This window comes from Pseudalkalibacillus sp. JSM 102089 (assembly GCF_041366475.1).
Classification (GTDB): Bacteria; Bacillota; Bacilli; order Bacillales; family Guptibacillaceae; genus Guptibacillus; species Guptibacillus hwajinpoensis_B.
On the sequence record NZ_JBEWYW010000004.1, the window covers coordinates 215,655 to 232,470 of the forward strand.

General features: G+C 39.1%; 18 protein-coding genes. All 18 read left to right on the plus strand.

Going from position 1 to position 16,816, the window contains the following annotated elements:
* Positions 1-19 precede the first annotated feature (19 nt).
* Positions 20-1,009, plus strand: a complete 990-nt coding sequence (floA, locus tag ABVF21_RS11725; protein WP_194219509.1) for a flotillin-like protein FloA — start codon at positions 20-22, stop codon at positions 1,007-1,009.
* A gap of 35 nt (positions 1,010-1,044) precedes the next feature.
* On the plus strand, positions 1,045-1,509 hold the full coding sequence (locus ABVF21_RS11730; RefSeq protein WP_371018235.1) for a hypothetical protein: 465 nt from the start codon (positions 1,045-1,047) through the stop codon (positions 1,507-1,509).
* Between the two features lie 153 nt (positions 1,510-1,662).
* Complete coding sequence (gene yqfC, locus ABVF21_RS11735; RefSeq protein WP_194219511.1) at positions 1,663-1,953, plus strand: sporulation protein YqfC; 291 nt, start codon at positions 1,663-1,665, stop codon at positions 1,951-1,953.
* A 46-nt stretch (positions 1,954-1,999) separates the two neighbouring features.
* The gene (yqfD, locus tag ABVF21_RS11740; RefSeq protein ID WP_371018236.1) at positions 2,000-3,187 is read left to right on the plus strand and encodes a sporulation protein YqfD; all 1,188 of its coding nucleotides are present in this window, start codon (positions 2,000-2,002) and stop codon (positions 3,185-3,187) included.
* A 6-nt stretch (positions 3,188-3,193) separates the two neighbouring features.
* Entirely contained in the window at positions 3,194-4,156 is a 963-nt protein-coding gene (locus tag ABVF21_RS11745) for a PhoH family protein (RefSeq protein WP_194219513.1), read from the plus strand.
* Between the two features lie 200 nt (positions 4,157-4,356).
* Positions 4,357-6,486 carry an HD family phosphohydrolase gene (locus tag ABVF21_RS11750; protein WP_371018237.1) on the plus strand — a complete coding sequence of 710 codons (2,130 nt, stop codon included), beginning with the start codon at positions 4,357-4,359 and terminating at the stop codon, positions 6,484-6,486.
* Entirely contained in the window at positions 6,483-6,956 is a 474-nt protein-coding gene (ybeY, locus tag ABVF21_RS11755) for an rRNA maturation RNase YbeY (RefSeq protein ID WP_371018238.1), read from the plus strand. The genes ABVF21_RS11750 and ybeY overlap by 4 nt, the downstream gene beginning before the upstream one ends.
* A complete protein-coding gene (locus tag ABVF21_RS11760) occupies positions 6,940-7,329 on the plus strand; it encodes a diacylglycerol kinase family protein (RefSeq protein WP_303530559.1) in 390 nt (129 codons plus the stop codon). Before ybeY ends, ABVF21_RS11760 begins: the two co-directional genes overlap by 17 nt.
* A 12-nt stretch (positions 7,330-7,341) precedes the next feature.
* Positions 7,342-7,740, plus strand: a complete 399-nt coding sequence (locus ABVF21_RS11765) for a cytidine deaminase (RefSeq protein ID WP_194219516.1) — start codon at positions 7,342-7,344, stop codon at positions 7,738-7,740.
* Positions 7,733-8,641, plus strand: a complete 909-nt coding sequence (era, locus tag ABVF21_RS11770; protein WP_194219517.1) for a GTPase Era — start codon at positions 7,733-7,735, stop codon at positions 8,639-8,641. Before ABVF21_RS11765 ends, era begins: the two co-directional genes overlap by 8 nt.
* 100 nt (positions 8,642-8,741) lie before the next feature.
* Positions 8,742-8,879, plus strand: a complete 138-nt coding sequence (locus ABVF21_RS11775; RefSeq protein WP_194219518.1) for a YqzL family protein — start codon at positions 8,742-8,744, stop codon at positions 8,877-8,879.
* Positions 8,880-8,918: 39 nt separating this feature from the next.
* Positions 8,919-9,668 carry a DNA repair protein RecO gene (recO, locus tag ABVF21_RS11780; protein WP_303530562.1) on the plus strand — a complete coding sequence of 250 codons (750 nt, stop codon included), beginning with the start codon at positions 8,919-8,921 and terminating at the stop codon, positions 9,666-9,668.
* Between the two features lie 205 nt (positions 9,669-9,873).
* Positions 9,874-10,515 carry a helix-turn-helix transcriptional regulator gene (locus ABVF21_RS11785; protein ID WP_276511807.1) on the plus strand — a complete coding sequence of 214 codons (642 nt, stop codon included), beginning with the start codon at positions 9,874-9,876 and terminating at the stop codon, positions 10,513-10,515.
* 14 nt (positions 10,516-10,529) lie between these two features.
* Entirely contained in the window at positions 10,530-11,354 is an 825-nt protein-coding gene (locus ABVF21_RS11790; RefSeq protein WP_194219519.1) for a pyruvate, water dikinase regulatory protein, read from the plus strand.
* Between the two features lie 383 nt (positions 11,355-11,737).
* Positions 11,738-12,229 carry a YaiI/YqxD family protein gene (locus tag ABVF21_RS11795; protein ID WP_194219520.1) on the plus strand — a complete coding sequence of 164 codons (492 nt, stop codon included), beginning with the start codon at positions 11,738-11,740 and terminating at the stop codon, positions 12,227-12,229.
* Between the two features lie 19 nt (positions 12,230-12,248).
* Positions 12,249-14,069, plus strand: coding sequence for a DNA primase (dnaG, locus tag ABVF21_RS11800; protein ID WP_303530564.1), 1,821 nt, complete (start codon positions 12,249-12,251; stop codon positions 14,067-14,069).
* 47 nt (positions 14,070-14,116) lie between these two features.
* Complete coding sequence (rpoD, locus tag ABVF21_RS11805; RefSeq protein ID WP_194219522.1) at positions 14,117-15,232, plus strand: RNA polymerase sigma factor RpoD; 1,116 nt, start codon at positions 14,117-14,119, stop codon at positions 15,230-15,232.
* A 367-nt stretch (positions 15,233-15,599) separates the two neighbouring features.
* Complete coding sequence (locus tag ABVF21_RS11810) at positions 15,600-16,739, plus strand: acyl-CoA dehydrogenase family protein (RefSeq protein ID WP_303530565.1); 1,140 nt, start codon at positions 15,600-15,602, stop codon at positions 16,737-16,739.
* Positions 16,740-16,816 lie beyond the last annotated feature (77 nt).

Here is a 16,816-nt window from a genome sequence, read left to right on the forward strand (position 1 = left end):
TAAATCAGGGAGGAAAATTATGGATACTGGAACGTTGGGTTTATTAGTTATAGTAGGGTTAGTTATTATTGGTTTAGCGATTCTTTTCACGTTTGTACCTGTTATGTTGTGGATTTCAGCATTAGCAGCTGGTGTGCGAGTTAGTATTTTTAACCTTGTGGGGATGAGATTACGTCGAGTTATCCCATCGCGCGTTATTAATCCGTTAATTAAAGCTGTAAAAGCGGGACTTGAGTTAAGTACAAATCAATTAGAAAGCCACTATCTTGCTGGTGGTAACGTTGACCGTGTTGTTAACGCGTTAATTGCAGCGCACCGCGCGAATATAGAACTGAGCTTTGAACGAGGCGCGGCGATTGATCTTGCGGGTAGAGATGTATTAGAAGCTGTGCAAATGAGTGTTAACCCGAAAGTGATTGAAACTCCTTTTATCGCAGGTGTTGCGATGGATGGAATTGAAGTAAAAGCAAAAGCAAGAATTACAGTGCGTGCTAACATTGACCGCCTTGTAGGTGGAGCTGGTGAAGATACTGTTATTGCTCGAGTAGGCGAAGGTATTGTTAGTACAATTGGTTCTTCTGGAAATCATAAGAAGGTACTTGAGAACCCAGACATGATTTCTCATACGGTTCTTTCCAAAGGATTAGATGCAGGTACAGCATTTGAGATTCTCTCGATCGATATTGCAGACATTGATATCGGTAAAAACATCGGTGCGGTTCTACAAACGGATCAAGCTGAAGCAGATAAAAATATTGCACAAGCGAAAGCTGAAGAGCGTCGTGCGATGGCTGTTGCCCAAGAGCAAGAAATGCGCGCTCGCGTAGAGGAAATGCGTGCTAAAGTTGTTGAAGCAGAGGCTGAGGTACCGATGGCAATGGCTGAAGCCCTAAGAGCTGGTAATATTGGAGTAATGGACTATATGAATTTAAAGAACATTGAAGCAGATACAGATATGCGTGACATGATCGGGAAACCGAATCAGGAAGAAGATGAGGATGATCGCTAAACTGTTTGCTAAGTCCTGTGGTGGAGGTGATCTTGTTGGATAATCTGATTGAACTGATACTAAATAATTTTGTTTTTGTGTTGGTCGCTATCGGGGGAATTATTAGTTTCCTTAAGCGAATGGGCAGTGAGGAAGAAAAACAGAAATCGAAACCCGCTGCTAACAATCGCCAGCAGTCACAAAGTCGGAGAGAGCAGGGAAATACCGCCTCAGGCCGTTCAGAGTCTAATGGGATAGGGGAAGAAGAAACTCCTCAATCTGAGACTGTCAGTGCTTATCAAGAAGCTCTAGGACGGATGGCGAAGCGGGAGAATCGATATTTAGAGAACGATATTAAAGTTCAAAAGAATGTGAAGCAAACTTCTTATAAGAATGATAAGCATCTTTCGATAAATAAGAAGAATGTAAGGGATGGTATAATTTGGTCGGAAATCCTTGGGCCGCCGCGCTCAAGAAAACCGCATCCCTCGATGATAAGCATGAAACAGATGAAGAAATAAAATGTTCAAAAGACGCCGGGTGGCGTCTTTTTTTGTTGGAACGCGATCATTCATTTTAAGTTTGCATGAGATGAGAACAGGATTTTAATCAAATGTAAGTGGGATAGTTTTGCGATTCTTTTCATAAAGATGAAGGGAGAGGGGGGAGCATCCATGGCAAAGTGGAAGCATGGTCTAAAAAGCTGGTTAACCCGAAGATTAGAGCTTCCTGCAGATGCAGTCATGGATTTACCACGAATAACCATGGTAGGACAGCTGCATATCTACATAGAGAATCATCAAGGTGTTTTAAAATTCTCTAATGAAGAAGTTCGCCTCCTTCTTAAGAATGGCCAATTGTTGATTAAAGGAAAAGATTTTATGCTTAAGACAATTCTTCCAGAAGAGATACTTCTTGAGGGTAAAATTGAACATGTTTCTTACCTTGATCGACCTAATAACTGATGAGAAGCCTTATGATATCCTCAGGCTGACTATACAGGAGGCTGCTATGAAGGAATACTTACGAGAACTTTTTTCAGGATTTGTTCGAATTAAAGTAGTGGGTTCTTATTCAGAACTTTTTATTAATCGTTGTATTGAGTACAACATACCAATTTGGGATATCGTTCGTCTGGATAAAGATACTATTATTCTTTCGCTCTATACTTCTGATGTAAAGAGAATTAGGCCGCACTTAAAGAGGACAAGGTGTAGAATTCGAATTCATGAAAGAAAAGGTTTTCCATTTGTAATTAAAAGGATCATATATTCTAGAGGCTTTCTCAGTGGAGTAATTGGATGTTTAGTATTGATATTCATTTTATCGAACATGGTTTGGTCTATTACAGTAAACGGTGCTACACCTGAAGTGGAGCATAAACTAAAGCAGGCAGCAGTCGAGCTAGGAGTAAAGAAGGGTAAATTTATCTTTCAATTGCCTTCTAATCAAGAGATTCAGCGCGAGATTACAGAGAGTTTAGAAGAAATTACGTGGGTTGGTGTTAAGCAAAGCGGGACTACCTATCATTTCGAAGTTGTGCAAAAACAGCTTCCTGAAAAAGAACCTGCGCTAAGTCCGAGGCATATCGTTGCGAATAAGAAAGCGATCATTACAAAAATGTATGTTGAGGAAGGTCAGGCGCAGGTAGAGGAAAACACATATGTCAAACCGGGTCAATTGCTTATTTCAGGCTTTATTGGAAAAGAAGATAAGGGTGAACTTGTTCCTGCAAGAGGCGAAGTTTATGGAAAGACGTGGTATGTAACTGATGTTTCCATTCCACTTGAATCTACTTTTCAAACAAATACAGGAGAATCAGAAACGAAATACGCGATTGAATTGTTTGGCTTACGCATCCCAATATGGGGCTTCTCTAAACCAGGTTTTGAATACTACGAAGAGCTCAAAAGAGAGACTGATTTTCATTTTTTGAAGTGGGAAATCCCGATAGCTTTTCAAACGACAGAGGTGCTGGCAACAAAGGAAGTGACAAGAAAATACACAGAAAAAGAAGCACTGAATGCGGCGCGTAGTGTTAGTCGGGAGGACATCCTAAATAAAACCTCCGAAGAAGCTGAAATTAAAGAGGAAAAGATTTTGCACCATGAGGTAGAGAATGGTAAAGTAAACGTAAAGATACACTATGAAGTAATAGAAGAGATCGGGAAAGACATACCGATTATTCAAGGAGATTGATGGCTATTGGCAGAATCTTATGTTGATCTTACATTGCAGTTAGAAAATTCTAATGAAGCTCAAAGCTTATTTGGTCCTGGCGATGAGCATTTAAAGATAATTGAGGAATCACTTGAAGTTTCACTTGTTACTCGTGGAGAAGGCATATCCGTAAAAGGTAATGAAGAAACCATCGCCATGGTAAAGGAAGTTGTTCACACGCTTCATACCCTTATAAAACGCGGAGCAAGTATCTCAGGGAGAGATGTCGTTTATGCTTGTCAACTTGTTCAACAGGGAATGCTAGATCAGCTTCTTGAACTTTACCAAGAAGAAATCACAACGAACGCTAAAGGGAAACCGATTAAAGTTAAGACGCTGGGACAGCGTCATTATGTGTCGGCTATGAAGAAAACCGATCTGGTATTTGGGATTGGTCCAGCTGGAACTGGTAAGACGTATCTTGCCGTTGTAATGGCGGTCACAGCTCTCAAGTATAATCAGGTGAAGAAAATTGTGCTAACTCGCCCAGCGGTTGAAGCTGGAGAGAGTCTTGGGTTTTTACCAGGGGATCTGAAGGAAAAGGTGGACCCATACTTACGCCCATTGTACGATGCGCTTCATGATGTACTTGGTGTAGAACAAACGACGCGATTAATTGAACGTGGTACGATCGAAATTGCTCCACTTGCCTATATGAGAGGTCGGACGCTTGATGATAGCTACGTTATCTTAGATGAAGCACAAAATACAACCTCTCAGCAAATGAAAATGTTCTTAACACGATTAGGATTTGGTTCTAAAATGGTTATCACTGGAGATATAACGCAAATTGACCTTCCGAAAGGTAAAGAATCAGGCCTTGCTGCTGCCGAAAAAATCCTTAAGAGAGTAAAAGACGTTTCATTTATTTACTTACAGCAAACGGATGTGGTCCGGCACCCATTAGTTCAACGAATCATTGACGCATACGAGCATGAAACGAAATAAGCTTTCAAAGGCCCGTGAAAAACGGGTCTTTTTTTAGCCTTTAAGAATTCAACACGATACCTTTATCTTTTATGTTTTATCAAGTTGAACTGCTTCCAATCAGTTTAACTTATTGTGAGATTCCGCTCCATTTATTAGGGAATTCTGATAAAATATGAAGAAGAGTAGTAGAGGCCAGAACTTATGAGGTGAAGAAAGCTATGGTTGTGAAGATTAAACGTCTGTTTCAGGATAATCTCCGTAATATTGAACGAATAAAAATGGTGAAATGGTCTCTTTATGGCCTGGTTGCTCTCATCATGTATTTAACGATGCTTTCAAATGTCATTCCTGAATCATTGGACGTTTCTCTTTATTCAAGAGCAGATCATGATATAGCTTCGCCTATTACGATCGAAAATAAAACAGCTACAGAAGATGAACGATCGAAAGCAGCTCAAATCGACGCGAAATATGTTTACAGAGATGAAGTTTCTCAGTCACAGGTCGATCAATTAAATGATTTGTTTTCAGGTATTGAAAAGGTTAAAAAAAATGATAGTGATGACGCTGAAACGACAGAAGAGAAAATAACAGAGCTTGAATCTTTACTATCTGTGTCGATGTCAGCAGAACTTTCAAACGAAACTCTCGTCCCGCTTCTTGAAGCGGAATTGTCTCAAATTAGCTTAATTAAAGAGCTGACACTATCTGAAGTAATGGAAGTCATGACTGATAGAGTGTCTATTGATAATTTAGAGCAATCTAAAACGGATGTGGAAGATCGGTTATCCCTTACTTCTCTACCTACTGAGCAGAAAAAAGCAATGATAACAGTAGCACAGCAGAGTATTGTGCCTAATTATTTTCTAGATCCAGAACAAACCGAACAAAGTCGTCAAGAAGCAATAGAAGCAGTTCAGCCGGTTATGATTCGTGAAGGCCAAATTATCGTTGAAGAAGGAGCGAAGATTAACAGAGAAGTGATGGAGCAATTAAGACTAGCTGGTCTTCTTGATGAGGGGTTTGATGCAGTTCCTTATATCGGCCTTGCATTGCTAGTTGTCCTTCTTACTGGTTATTTGTATTACTTCTTTCAGGATGTAAATTCAAGAGTCCGCTCAGCTAATACAAATTTATTGATTCTCGTTCTCATTTATCTCAGCACACTGCTTGTTCTGAAACTATCGAGCTTGATGCAGGGAATTGAATTGCCGGGTATTGCTTATATTGTTCCTGTAGCGGTAGGGTCTATGCTTATCAAAATGCTCTTTAATGAACAATTAGCCATTGCATCAAGCTTCCTCTTTGGAGTGTGTGCTGGCGTGTTTTTCAACGGAGAAATAACGGGACCAATGAATGCGTCACTTGCTTTCTATGTATTAATGAGTTCATTATCAGGAGTCTTTTTCCTCGGTAAAAGAAATCATCGATCCAACATATTGAAAGCAGGATTACTAGTATCCTTAATAAACATCGTTTCAGTGGCTATATTATTAATGTTAAAGAACGGACAATACAGTGGAATCGAATTAAGCTACCATTTCTTGTTTGCTTTCGTATCAGGTTTTCTTTCATCTATGTTAACACTGGGACTTATGCCTTTCTTTGAAGCAGGTTTTAGGATCATCTCGACTACAAGATTAATCGAATTATCTAATCCAAATCATCCACTTCTGAGAAAAATTCTTGTTGAAACACCGGGAACGTATCACCATAGTGTAATGGTTGCTAACTTATCGGAGGCAGCATGTGAATCGATTGGAGCCAACGGTTTACTAGCAAGGGTGGGAGCATATTACCACGACATTGGTAAAACAAAACGCCCCCACTTCTTCATCGAAAATCAAATGAATATGGAAAATCCCCATGATAAAATTTCTCCATATTTAAGTAAAACAATTATCGTTTCTCATGCCACTGACGGAGCGGAGATGCTTAGGAAGCATCGATTGCCAAAAGAAATTGTGGATATAGCTGAACAACATCACGGAACGACACTGCTGAAGTTCTTTTATTACAAAGCAAGTGAACAATCTGATCAGCAGGTGTCTGAAGCTGAATTCCGCTATCCTGGACCAAGAGCTCAAACGAAGGAAGCCGCTGTAGTTGGGATTGCAGACTGTATCGAAGCGGCAGTGAGGTCGATGAACAAACCAAACCCTGATACCATTGAATCGCTCGTAAGAAAAATTATTACTGAAAGACTTGAAGATGGACAGTTTGACGAATGTGATTTATCTCTCAGAGAGCTCGACATTGTTGCAAAAACAATATTAGAAACGTTAAATGGTATTTTTCATAGTCGAATTGAATATCCAACAGAATTAAAAAAGAAGGTGACTTCATGAATTTAACGATAGACTTTGTTGATGAGACGAACTCAATTAAAAAAGAGCAGTTTGAGATGCTCGAGAATTTATTAAACCATGCTGCAAAGGAAGAAGAGGTTAGACCGGGAAGTGAAGTGTCGGTTATGTTTGTGGATAATGAACGTATTACCGAGATCAATCGCGAATATCGTGGGAAAGATCAACCGACAGATGTCATTTCCTTCGCACTTGATGATGAGGAAGAGGGAGAAGAACCGCTTATTATTGGTGAAGAACTACCGCATTTACTCGGAGAAATTGTTATTTCCGTTCCAAAAATAGAGGATCAGGCTACTGAATATGGACATAGTTTTGAGCGGGAGCTTGGCTTTTTAAGTGTTCATGGTTTTCTTCATTTACTGGGTTATGATCATATGACCGAGGAAGATGAGAAAGAAATGTTCGGAAAACAAAAAGTGCTGTTAGAACAATATGGCCTCACGAGATAATCGGTCGAGGTTGTTACGGTTTTTACGTAGCTTTCTATATGCTTCACAAGGCTTTCGTTATTTAGTGAAAAATGAACAAAATTTTCTATTTCATCTTATTGCAGGTAGTTTCGTTCTGATAGCGGGGCTAATTCTTGAACTATCTGTGATAAAGATGAGCATATTATTAACTGTAATCGGTATCATGTTAAGCTTAGAAGCGTTAAATACAGGGATTGAGAGATCGATTGACTTAATTACCGAAAAAGAACATCCTATAGCGAAAGCAGCAAAAGATGTTTCAGCCGCTGGCGTCTTTCTTTTTGCGGTCATTTCAGTTATAATCGGTATCCTTCTCTTTTTCGAACCGATTGTTCACTTGTTTCAGTCATAAGGAGGAATAGTAATGGATAAGCAAATGTTGATTGATGAAGCTAAAAAGGCAAGAGAAATGGCTTACGTTCCCTATTCAAAATTCAAAGTAGGTGCAGCTCTTCTTTCTGAAGATGGCACAGTATTTGGTGGATGTAACATTGAGAACGCTGCATACAGCATGTGTAACTGTGCGGAGCGTACAGCCCTATTTAAAGCCTACTCAGAAGGTCATAAAGCATATAAAGCGATTGCAGTAGTTGCAGATACTAAAAGGCCAGTCCCACCTTGTGGTGCGTGTAGACAGGTGATATCTGAACTTTGTTCTCCAGATATGCAAGTTATCTTAACAAACTTAGATGGAAAAATACATGAATTAACCGTCAGCGATTTGCTTCCTGGCGCATTTTCACCGGAGGATTTGAATGAGTAAAGAAGTATTTAAGTCAGGATTTGTATCAATTGTTGGTAGACCAAATGTAGGAAAATCAACTTTGTTAAACGAAGTGATTGGCCAAAAAATTGCGATTATGAGTGATAAAGCCCAAACAACGCGCAACAAAGTTCAAGGCGTTTATACAAGAGATGATGCACAAGTTGTCTTTATCGATACGCCAGGGATTCATAAGCCAAAACATAAACTAGGCGACTTTATGATTAAAATGGCTCAAAGTTCATTAAATGAAGTCGATTTAATATTGTTCGTTATTAATGCTGAAGAAGGTTACGGAGCTGGGGATCAGTATATTATTGATCGCTTGCAGAATGTAGAAAGTCCAGTCTTCCTAGTCATTAATAAAATTGATCAAGTTCACCCTGATCAATTGTTCCCTATGATTAATTTTTATAAAGATAAATATTCATTTGCCGAAATCGTTCCGATTTCTGCTTTGCAAGGAAATAATGTGAATACACTTTTAGAGCAGGTAGTTGGCTATCTTGAAGAAGGGCCCCAATATTACCCAAGTGATCATGTGACCGATCACCCTGAACGATTTATTGTGGCAGAGCTTGTAAGGGAGAAAGTTCTTCATTTGACAAGAGAAGAAATTCCTCACTCAGTTACAGTTGTCACAGAACAAATGGTCAAACGTGAAGGTTCTGATGTCATTGATATTCATGTCACCGTGGTCGTAGAACGCTCTTCTCAAAAAGGCATTATCATCGGAAAACAGGGGAAAATGCTAAAAGAAGTAGGAAAGCGAGCAAGGCAAGATATTGAAGCCCTTCTTGGTTCACGTGTATTTATGGAGATTTGGGTGAAGGTAGTAAAGGATTGGCGAAACAAACCATCCTCATTACGTGATTATGGTTACCGGGAAGATGACTATTAAGTGAAATTTTGTTAAATATTCCATCACATAAACCGACATATGTCAGGTCAAGCTAGAGGTAAGAGAAAAACTTTTTACAAAATGAAAGGTGGGATCTAAAGTGTTAGAGTTTACCTGGAAAATATTTTGTGAAACAGGAAACATTGATACTTATCTTCTTTTGAAGGAAATGGAAACACCGAGCGATGAAGAGGGAGAATCTCTTATCGATTTGGAAGAAGTAACTCGCCTCACTTGACCTTATGGAATGTTAACAGGAAACGGTTGGTGAATGTTCTTGTTAAAAAAGGTTGAAGGAATTGTGATTCGAACCGTAGACTATGGTGAAACAAATAAAATACTAACACTTTTTACAAGAGAGACGGGTAAGGTTGGCGTTATGGCAAGAGGCGCAAAAAAACCTAAAAGCCGTCTTTCTGCTGTTTCTCAACTTTTTGTATATGGTCAGTATCTTTACCAGCATACATCCGGTCTTGGGGGACTGAATCAGGGAGAAATCATTGATTCATTTCGTTCCATTCGCAATGATCTTTTTCTTACCTCATATGCTGCTTATGCGGCAGAGCTTGTTGACAAATTAACAGAGGAACGAAAGCCTAACCCCTATTTATTTGAGATGCTCTATCAGGTGCTGCACGCGTTAGATGAAGAAAAAGACCCTGAAGTAGTGGTGTTTATATTCGAATTGAAAATGCTACGTGTTGCTGGAATAACCCCTCAACTGGATCGTTGTGCGAACTGCGGACTTCCTGAAGGGAAATTCCACTTTTCAATTAATGAAGGTGGATTGCTATGTCACCGTTGTCTTTCAGTCGATCCTTATCATCTTCCAATGACAAAACGAACGGCAGAGCTTCTTCACCTGTTTGCCCACATTGATCTCGGAAGATTAGGAAATATTTCACTTAAAGATGAAACAAAAAAAGAGATTAGGCACATTCTTAATTTGTATTTTGACGCTTATTCGGGTCTTTACCTAAAGTCAAAACGATTTTTGGATCAATTAGACAAATTTAAACTTGAGTAAAAAGTCTGCGGAGAGAGAATCCGTAGGCTTTTTATTTTCAATAGAGCTAAATCAACGATGTTCCATCATATAGCTTTGATTTACTTCACAATATCACTTAAAAAGTTTTTATGGCTTGATTTTTTCAAATACAGGCTTGATGCTTTCGTTCAAATGGTATAATCGTATATAATAATGAAAATACAGTATAACATTTTTAGTAAAGGTGGTGATTCTTATCCAACTGAATAATCGACAGGAAACAATCCTTCAGATCGTAAAAAACGAAGGACCTATTACAGGCGAGCATATTGCTGAAAAGCTTAGTTTAACTCGCGCAACGCTTAGACCTGATCTTGCTATCCTTACAATGGCAGGTTATCTTGACGCACGGCCAAGAGTTGGGTATTTTTATACAGGGAAAACAGGCTCACAACTTCTTACTGAGAAAATAAGAAAAATTAAAGTTGACGATTATAAGTCTATACCAGTAGTTGTCCAAGAGAACGCAAGCGTATATGATGCGATTTGCTCGATGTTTCTTGAGGATGTAGGTACGTTGTTTGTTGTAAATGAAATGGCTCATTTAGTCGGTGTTTTATCAAGAAAAGACCTATTAAGAGCTGCGCTCGGTAAGCAAGATCTTGGTAGTATTCCAGTAACAATTATTATGACAAGAATGCCTAACATTACTGTTTGCTCACGAGAAGATCTTTTAATTGAAGTGGCAAATCAGCTAATCGAAAAGCAAATAGATGCCTTGCCGATTGTAAAAGATGTAGAGAACGGCATTGAGGTTATCGGGAGAATTACGAAAACAAATATTACCAGAGCTCTTGTAGATCTGGCTAAGGATGAAATTATTTAGCTTAGGAGGTTTATATGACAAATACAACAAATCGTGCAATTGTGTATGTTATTTCAGACTCGGTTGGTGAAACGGCAGAGCTTGTCGTAAAGGCGGCAGCAAGTCAGTTTGACCCTACCGATTTCGATGTTAGAAGAGTTCCCTACGTAGAGGACACGGCTACAATACATGAAGTGATGACACTTGCAAAAGAAACGAAAGCGATCGTAGCGTTTACCCTAGTGGTGCCTGAATTGAGAAAATTCCTTCTTGATGTCGCGTCAAAAGAAAATATTCAGGCTGTTGATATTATTGGTCCAATGATTGATCATATGCAAGAAGTTATTGGTAAAGCTCCGCGCAATGAGCCTGGACTCGTACATAAGCTTGATGAAGATTATTTTCGTCGAGTAGAAGCAATTGAGTTTGCTGTTAAATATGATGATGGGAGAGACCCACGTGGAATCGCACTGGCAGACATTGTTCTTGTGGGAGTTTCAAGAACATCGAAAACACCTCTATCTCAATACTTGGCTCATAAAAGGTTGAAGGTGGCTAATGTGCCGATTGTTCCTGAGGTCGACCCACCTGAAGAACTATTTACTGTTGGTGAAGGTAAATGCTATGCCCTTAAAATAAGCCCCGAGAAATTAAACAATATACGCAAAGAAAGACTAATTGCTCTTGGATTAAATGCCGAAGCGAGCTATGCAAATATGACGAGAATTAAAGACGAGCTTGAATATTTTGATACGATTATTAATAAGATGAATTGTCAAGTGATCGATGTTTCTAATCGAGCTGTAGAAGAAACAGCTAATTTAATTCTTAGCTTACATAAAGGGAAGCATACTTCTTAAAAAAAGCTTGAATAGAATGATTGATTTCTTCTATTTTTTCCGCGAAAGCTATGTTAGCTAATATTGTTGATATCTCGCCTTTCAGCTATGCTGAAAAGTCACCTTGTGATGACCTATTATGAATATAGCTTGAAAAATCAAAGAATCACACCATCATCGGATTGAATTTGGTCACGATGATGGCGTTTTTTTATCGTTTTTACCTGTTCAATTTAATATTTTTAGTATATAATCAAATATTGTCAATAAAATTTGTCTATAATCATATAAGAAGGCTTTTAATAGAATGATTCTTAATCTATAGAGGCTTGAACTAAAATTCTGAAAGTTAAAACATAAATTTCAAAAGAAGGATAACTCAGGGAGATGTAGAATACAGAATTATGACGAAAAAGAAACTGACGCTTTTTGTCGATGCAGATGCATGTCCTGTTCTAATTAAGGAAGAAATGATGTCTTTTCAGCAAGCTTTATCAGAAACCGAAATCGTTTTTGTGGCATCATATGCTCATATGAGCACGACGTTCCGTGAAGCGAGGTGGGTTATGGTAGACTCTGAAAAGGAAGAAGCTGATCTCTACATCCATCGTCATGCTAAGAAAGGTGATTTAGCTGTAACTCAAGACTATGGACTAGCAAGTATACTCCTTCCAAAGGGTGTTTTTGTCCTTTCTCCAAGAGGAAAAAGATACACTGAAGAGAACATTTCTACGCTTCTACATACGCGTTATTTAGCATCGAAAAGTAGAAGAGCGGGTAAGCATACAAAAGGTCCGCGTAAGTTTACGAGTGAAGATCGAGATGAGTTTCGGAAAGAATTAATTAAAATTTTGTCGAATTATGAAGGAGTTTATTTCTATTTGTCGAAATTATAGAACCTGTTGGTGATAATTAATGAGTGGCAGAATCCCGGAAGAGAAAATTGAAGCGATTCGCAAATCCACAGATATCGTTGATGTGATTAGTGATTATGTCCAACTGAAGAAACAAGGAAGGAATTTCTTCGGTCTTTGCCCTTTTCATGGGGAGAGTACTCCTTCATTTTCAGTAGCTCCCGATAAGCAAATATATCATTGCTTTGGTTGTGGCGCTGGTGGTAATGCATTTTCATTTTTAATGGAAATAGAAGGATACAACTTCATAGAAGCTGTTGAAGCACTTGGGCAGAAATCAGGGATAGAACTACCTGAAGTTCAAGACAATCAAAATAGTAATCCAAAGAAAACATCTGAGAATGAGGTCATCTATAAGGCTCATGATTTTCTAGCTAAGCTTTATAATCATTGCATGGTGAAGACGTCAGAAGGCGAAAAAGCTCGTGATTATCTGAGCAAGCGAGGCTTTACAAATGAAATGATTGAGAAGTTTCAACTTGGCTTTGCCCCTGATTCGTGGGATTATGCAACGGGATATTTGGAGAAAAGAAACTATCCTATAGAAAAAATTGCTAATGCCGGACTTCTTGCAAAAAGGGAATTTGATGGGAAATATTTTGATCGTTTTCGTAATCGTATTATGTTCCCAATATGGGATCCAAAAGGAAGACCGGTCGCATTTGGAGGTAGGATACTAGGAGAAGGTGAACCGAAATACTTGAATAGCCCTGAAACAAAATTGTTTCAGAAAGGAAAGTTTTTGTATGGTTTTCATCTTACCCGTTCTTCTATCCGCTTAAAAGATCAGGCTATCCTTTTAGAAGGTTACGTGGATGTGATTACAGCGTACGGGAATGGGGTACAAAATGTTGTAGCGAGTCTTGGGACAGCATTAACCAAAGATCAGGCTAAACTTCTACGAAGACAGACAGAATCAGTGGTGATTTGTTATGACTCAGATAAGGCGGGGATTAATGCTGCTACAAGAGCAGCGGATGAATTAGTCCAAGCTGGTTGCTATGTAAGAATCGCAAAAATGCCAAACGGACTTGATCCCGATGACTATATCCGAACATACGGTGCAGAACGGTTTGAAAAGGATGTAATAGGGGCAGCGTCAACAGTAATGTCTTTTAAAATGGAAGTTTTTCGATCAGGAAAAAACCTATCGGATGAAGGAGAACGAATCCGCTACATCGAAGAAGTACTTAAAGAAATCAGCGGACTTTCAAACGCTGTCGAAAGAGACCATTATCTTAGACAGCTATCGGAAGAATTCTCACTTTCACTCGATGCGCTAAAGCAGCAAGTTACCCAATTTTATAAAGAGGGCAAGAAAAGTAAGGATAATGCTCCTCCTAAAAGGGATAATAATGCTAGGAAAAATTTCTATGTGAAGAAAAAGCTCCTGCCTGCTTTCCAGAATTCAGAGCGAATCTTACTTGCATATATGATGCGAGATCTGGATGTTGCAGAAAAAGTACAGGAAGAGGTTGGCGGTTCGTTTAATATTGACGAGCATAGTGCGATCGCTGCATATCTGTATAGCTTTTATGCTAACGGCCATGAAGCGGACATTAGTCAATTCATGGAGCAGCTTACTGATCCTAACCTTGTCAAAATTGCTTCTGAACTGGCCATGATGGATTTAAATGAAGACGTGTCGGATAAAGAACTTCACGATTATATTCGGCAGGTGTTAAATTATCCAGAATGGATAAAGATAGAAGAGAGAGAAAAAGAGAAAAAAGAAGCGGAAATGAAGCAAGACTTTGTCCAGGCAGCTAAGATCGCTATGGAAATTCTTGAAATGAAGAAGAATTTAAAAAAATCATTTTAAGAAATTTACTATTTTTATTGTTGAGATGTATGGAAGGAGGGGATCGAATGGCTGAAAAACCAACTCGCCAGCCGGCGGAAGGTGAATTAACCATCGATCAAGTGAAAGAGCAGTTAGTAGAGCTTGGAAAGAAAACAAGCTTAATTACTTACTCTACGATCGTAGAACGGTTGTCCCCGTTTGAACAGGATTCCGATCAAATGGATGAATTCTTTGAATATCTAGAGGAACAAGGTGTAGAAGTCATCGAAGATAGTACTGAAAACCCTTCGCCTCAAGAAGTGAATAAGGAAGAAGAATTCGATCTTAATGACTTAAGTGTTCCTCCGGGCGTCAAAATAAATGATCCCGTTCGTATGTACCTTAAAGAGATTGGCCGAGTAGATCTTCTTTCTGCGAAGGAAGAGATTAGTCTAGCACAACGTATTGAAGAAGGTGACGAAGAGGCAAAGCGTCGTCTCGCTGAAGCAAACCTTCGACTAGTTGTTAGTATCGCGAAAAGATACGTAGGACGAGGTATGCTCTTCTTAGATTTAATTCAAGAAGGAAATATGGGTCTCATTAAAGCCGTTGAGAAATTTGATTACCGTAAAGGTTACAAATTTAGTACTTATGCCACGTGGTGGATCCGTCAAGCTATCACTCGCGCCATTGCAGACCAGGCTAGAACGATTCGTATTCCAGTTCATATGGTTGAAACAATCAATAAATTGATTCGTGTGCAGCGCCAGCTTCTTCAGGATCTTGGCCGTGAACCAGCTCCTGAAGAAATTGGTAAGGAAATGGACCTGTCTCCTGAAAAGGTCCGTGAAATTCTTAAGATAGCTCAAGAACCAGTATCTTTAGAAACGCCTATTGGGGAAGAAGACGATTCCCACCTCGGGGACTTTATTGAAGATCAAGATGCGTTGGCACCATCCGATGCTGCAGCTTATGAACTACTCAAGGAACAGCTTGAAGACGTACTAGATACGCTGACTGATCGAGAGGAAAATGTTCTTAGACTGCGTTTCGGACTTGATGATGGACGTACAAGAACCCTAGAAGAAGTAGGTCGCGTCTTTGGAGTTACACGTGAGCGAATTCGCCAGATCGAAGCGAAAGCACTTCGCAAGCTACGTCATCCAAGTAGAAGCAAACGACTTAAGGATTTTCTTGAATAGAATGGATCACTCTCTGTCTGCTCATGCAGTCAGGGAGTTTTTTTATAGCTTAATGAATTACATTCTTACCATATGTGGAAACGGTTTAGTTAAAAACTCTTTTTTTATCGTTAGTGGAACGGATCAATAAAGAATACAATTCCTGTCATTTATTTTACTGATTTTTCTTTCGTTTTGCAAATGCCCCTTTTTGTATAAAAAGCGTTAACCCCCGTTGTAGTAGGCTTCTGAAAATAGTTTGGCAAAAAAATAATATATAAAATTATTTTTATATTCTAAAATGTTGAAAAAGTAGCAATCAAAGGAGATAATGAAATGTAAGCGCATTCACATTATTGGATTTTTATTTACAGGAGGTTATTTGTTCATGAACTTTGACTTAACGAAAGAACAAAAAATGATTCAGAAAATGATTCGAGAATTTGCTGACGAAAAAGTGGCGCCAGGTGCCGAACAACGCGATAAAGAGAAAAGGTTTCCAAAAGAGATATTTCAACAGCTTGGTGACTTGGGGATTATGGGGCTTCCATTTCCAGAAGAATATGGAGGAGGCGGTGCAGATACCGTCAGCTTTGCAATCGTAGTAGAGGAATTGAGTCGTGCGTGTGGTTCAACTGGAATTACATACTCGGCGCACGTATCACTAGGAGGGGCACCGCTGAACTTATTTGGTACTGAAGAACAGAAGCAGAAATATCTTGCCCCAATCTGTTCCGGTGAGTCATTAGGAGCCTTTGGTTTAACAGAACCTAATGCTGGTTCTGACGCAGGTGGGACCGAGACTGAAGCAGTACTGAAAAATGGAGAATGGGTAATTAATGGAAGCAAATGTTATATAACGAATGCTTCATATGCTGATCATCTTGCATTAACGGCTATTACTGATCGTAAGGATGGTAATAAAGAAATTAGTGCAATCATTGCGCCTACTTCTGCACCAGGATTTAGAGTAGTTGATAACTATGAGAAGCTTGGACTTCATTCTTCAAACACAACGGAACTTGTAATGGAAGACGTGAGAGTCCCGGAAGAAAATCTGCTGGGGAAACGCGGAGATGGCTTTAGACAATTTCTTATTACTCTTGATGGTGGTCGAATTGGAATAGGTGCTATGGGAGTAGGGATTGCTCAGGCAGCTTATGAGAAGGCGTTACAGTATGCTAATGAGCGTAAGCAGTTTGGTCGTGCTATCTCACGCTTCCAGGCGATTCAATTTAAGCTAGCGGATATGGCGATGAAAATTGAATTAGCGAGAACGATGGTATATAAAGCAGCCTGGTTGAAAGATCAAGGGAAGAAATTTACAAAAGAAGCTTCTATTTGTAAGCTTTATGCTTCAGAAATTTGTATGGAAGTTTGTGATCAAGCTGTTCAGATTCATGGAGGAAATGGATATATGCGCGATTATCACGTTGAGCGTTATTTTAGAGATGCAAAACTACTTGAAATTGGAGAAGGTACTTCAGAAATCCAAAGAATGGTTATTGCTCGAGAAATTGGTTGTTAAACTGAACGAGCGCTCGATTAGTTGTTACTCTTGAAGTTTCTCTATTATTGTCTTTTTCATAACATGAATTTATTAGT

Excerpts from the sequence above, each read along its gene's own strand:
- floA (WP_194219509.1), top strand. The coding sequence starts at position 20 with ATGGATACTGGAACGTTGGGTTTATTAGTTATAGTAGGGTTAGTTATT.
- yqfC (WP_194219511.1), top strand. The coding sequence starts at position 1,663 with ATGGCAAAGTGGAAGCATGGTCTAAAAAGCTGGTTAACCCGAAGATTA.
- yqfD (WP_371018236.1), top strand. The coding sequence starts at position 2,000 with ATGAAGGAATACTTACGAGAACTTTTTTCAGGATTTGTTCGAATTAAA.
- ABVF21_RS11750 (WP_371018237.1), top strand. The coding sequence starts at position 4,357 with ATGGTTGTGAAGATTAAACGTCTGTTTCAGGATAATCTCCGTAATATT.
- ybeY (WP_371018238.1), top strand. The coding sequence starts at position 6,483 with ATGAATTTAACGATAGACTTTGTTGATGAGACGAACTCAATTAAAAAA.
- ABVF21_RS11760 (WP_303530559.1), top strand. The coding sequence starts at position 6,940 with ATGGCCTCACGAGATAATCGGTCGAGGTTGTTACGGTTTTTACGTAGC.
- ABVF21_RS11765 (WP_194219516.1), top strand. The coding sequence starts at position 7,342 with ATGGATAAGCAAATGTTGATTGATGAAGCTAAAAAGGCAAGAGAAATG.
- era (WP_194219517.1), top strand. The coding sequence starts at position 7,733 with ATGAGTAAAGAAGTATTTAAGTCAGGATTTGTATCAATTGTTGGTAGA.
- ABVF21_RS11790 (WP_194219519.1), top strand. The coding sequence starts at position 10,530 with ATGACAAATACAACAAATCGTGCAATTGTGTATGTTATTTCAGACTCG.
- ABVF21_RS11795 (WP_194219520.1), top strand. The coding sequence starts at position 11,738 with ATGACGAAAAAGAAACTGACGCTTTTTGTCGATGCAGATGCATGTCCT.
- dnaG (WP_303530564.1), top strand. The coding sequence starts at position 12,249 with ATGAGTGGCAGAATCCCGGAAGAGAAAATTGAAGCGATTCGCAAATCC.
- rpoD (WP_194219522.1), top strand. The coding sequence starts at position 14,117 with ATGGCTGAAAAACCAACTCGCCAGCCGGCGGAAGGTGAATTAACCATC.
- ABVF21_RS11810 (WP_303530565.1), top strand. The coding sequence starts at position 15,600 with ATGAACTTTGACTTAACGAAAGAACAAAAAATGATTCAGAAAATGATT.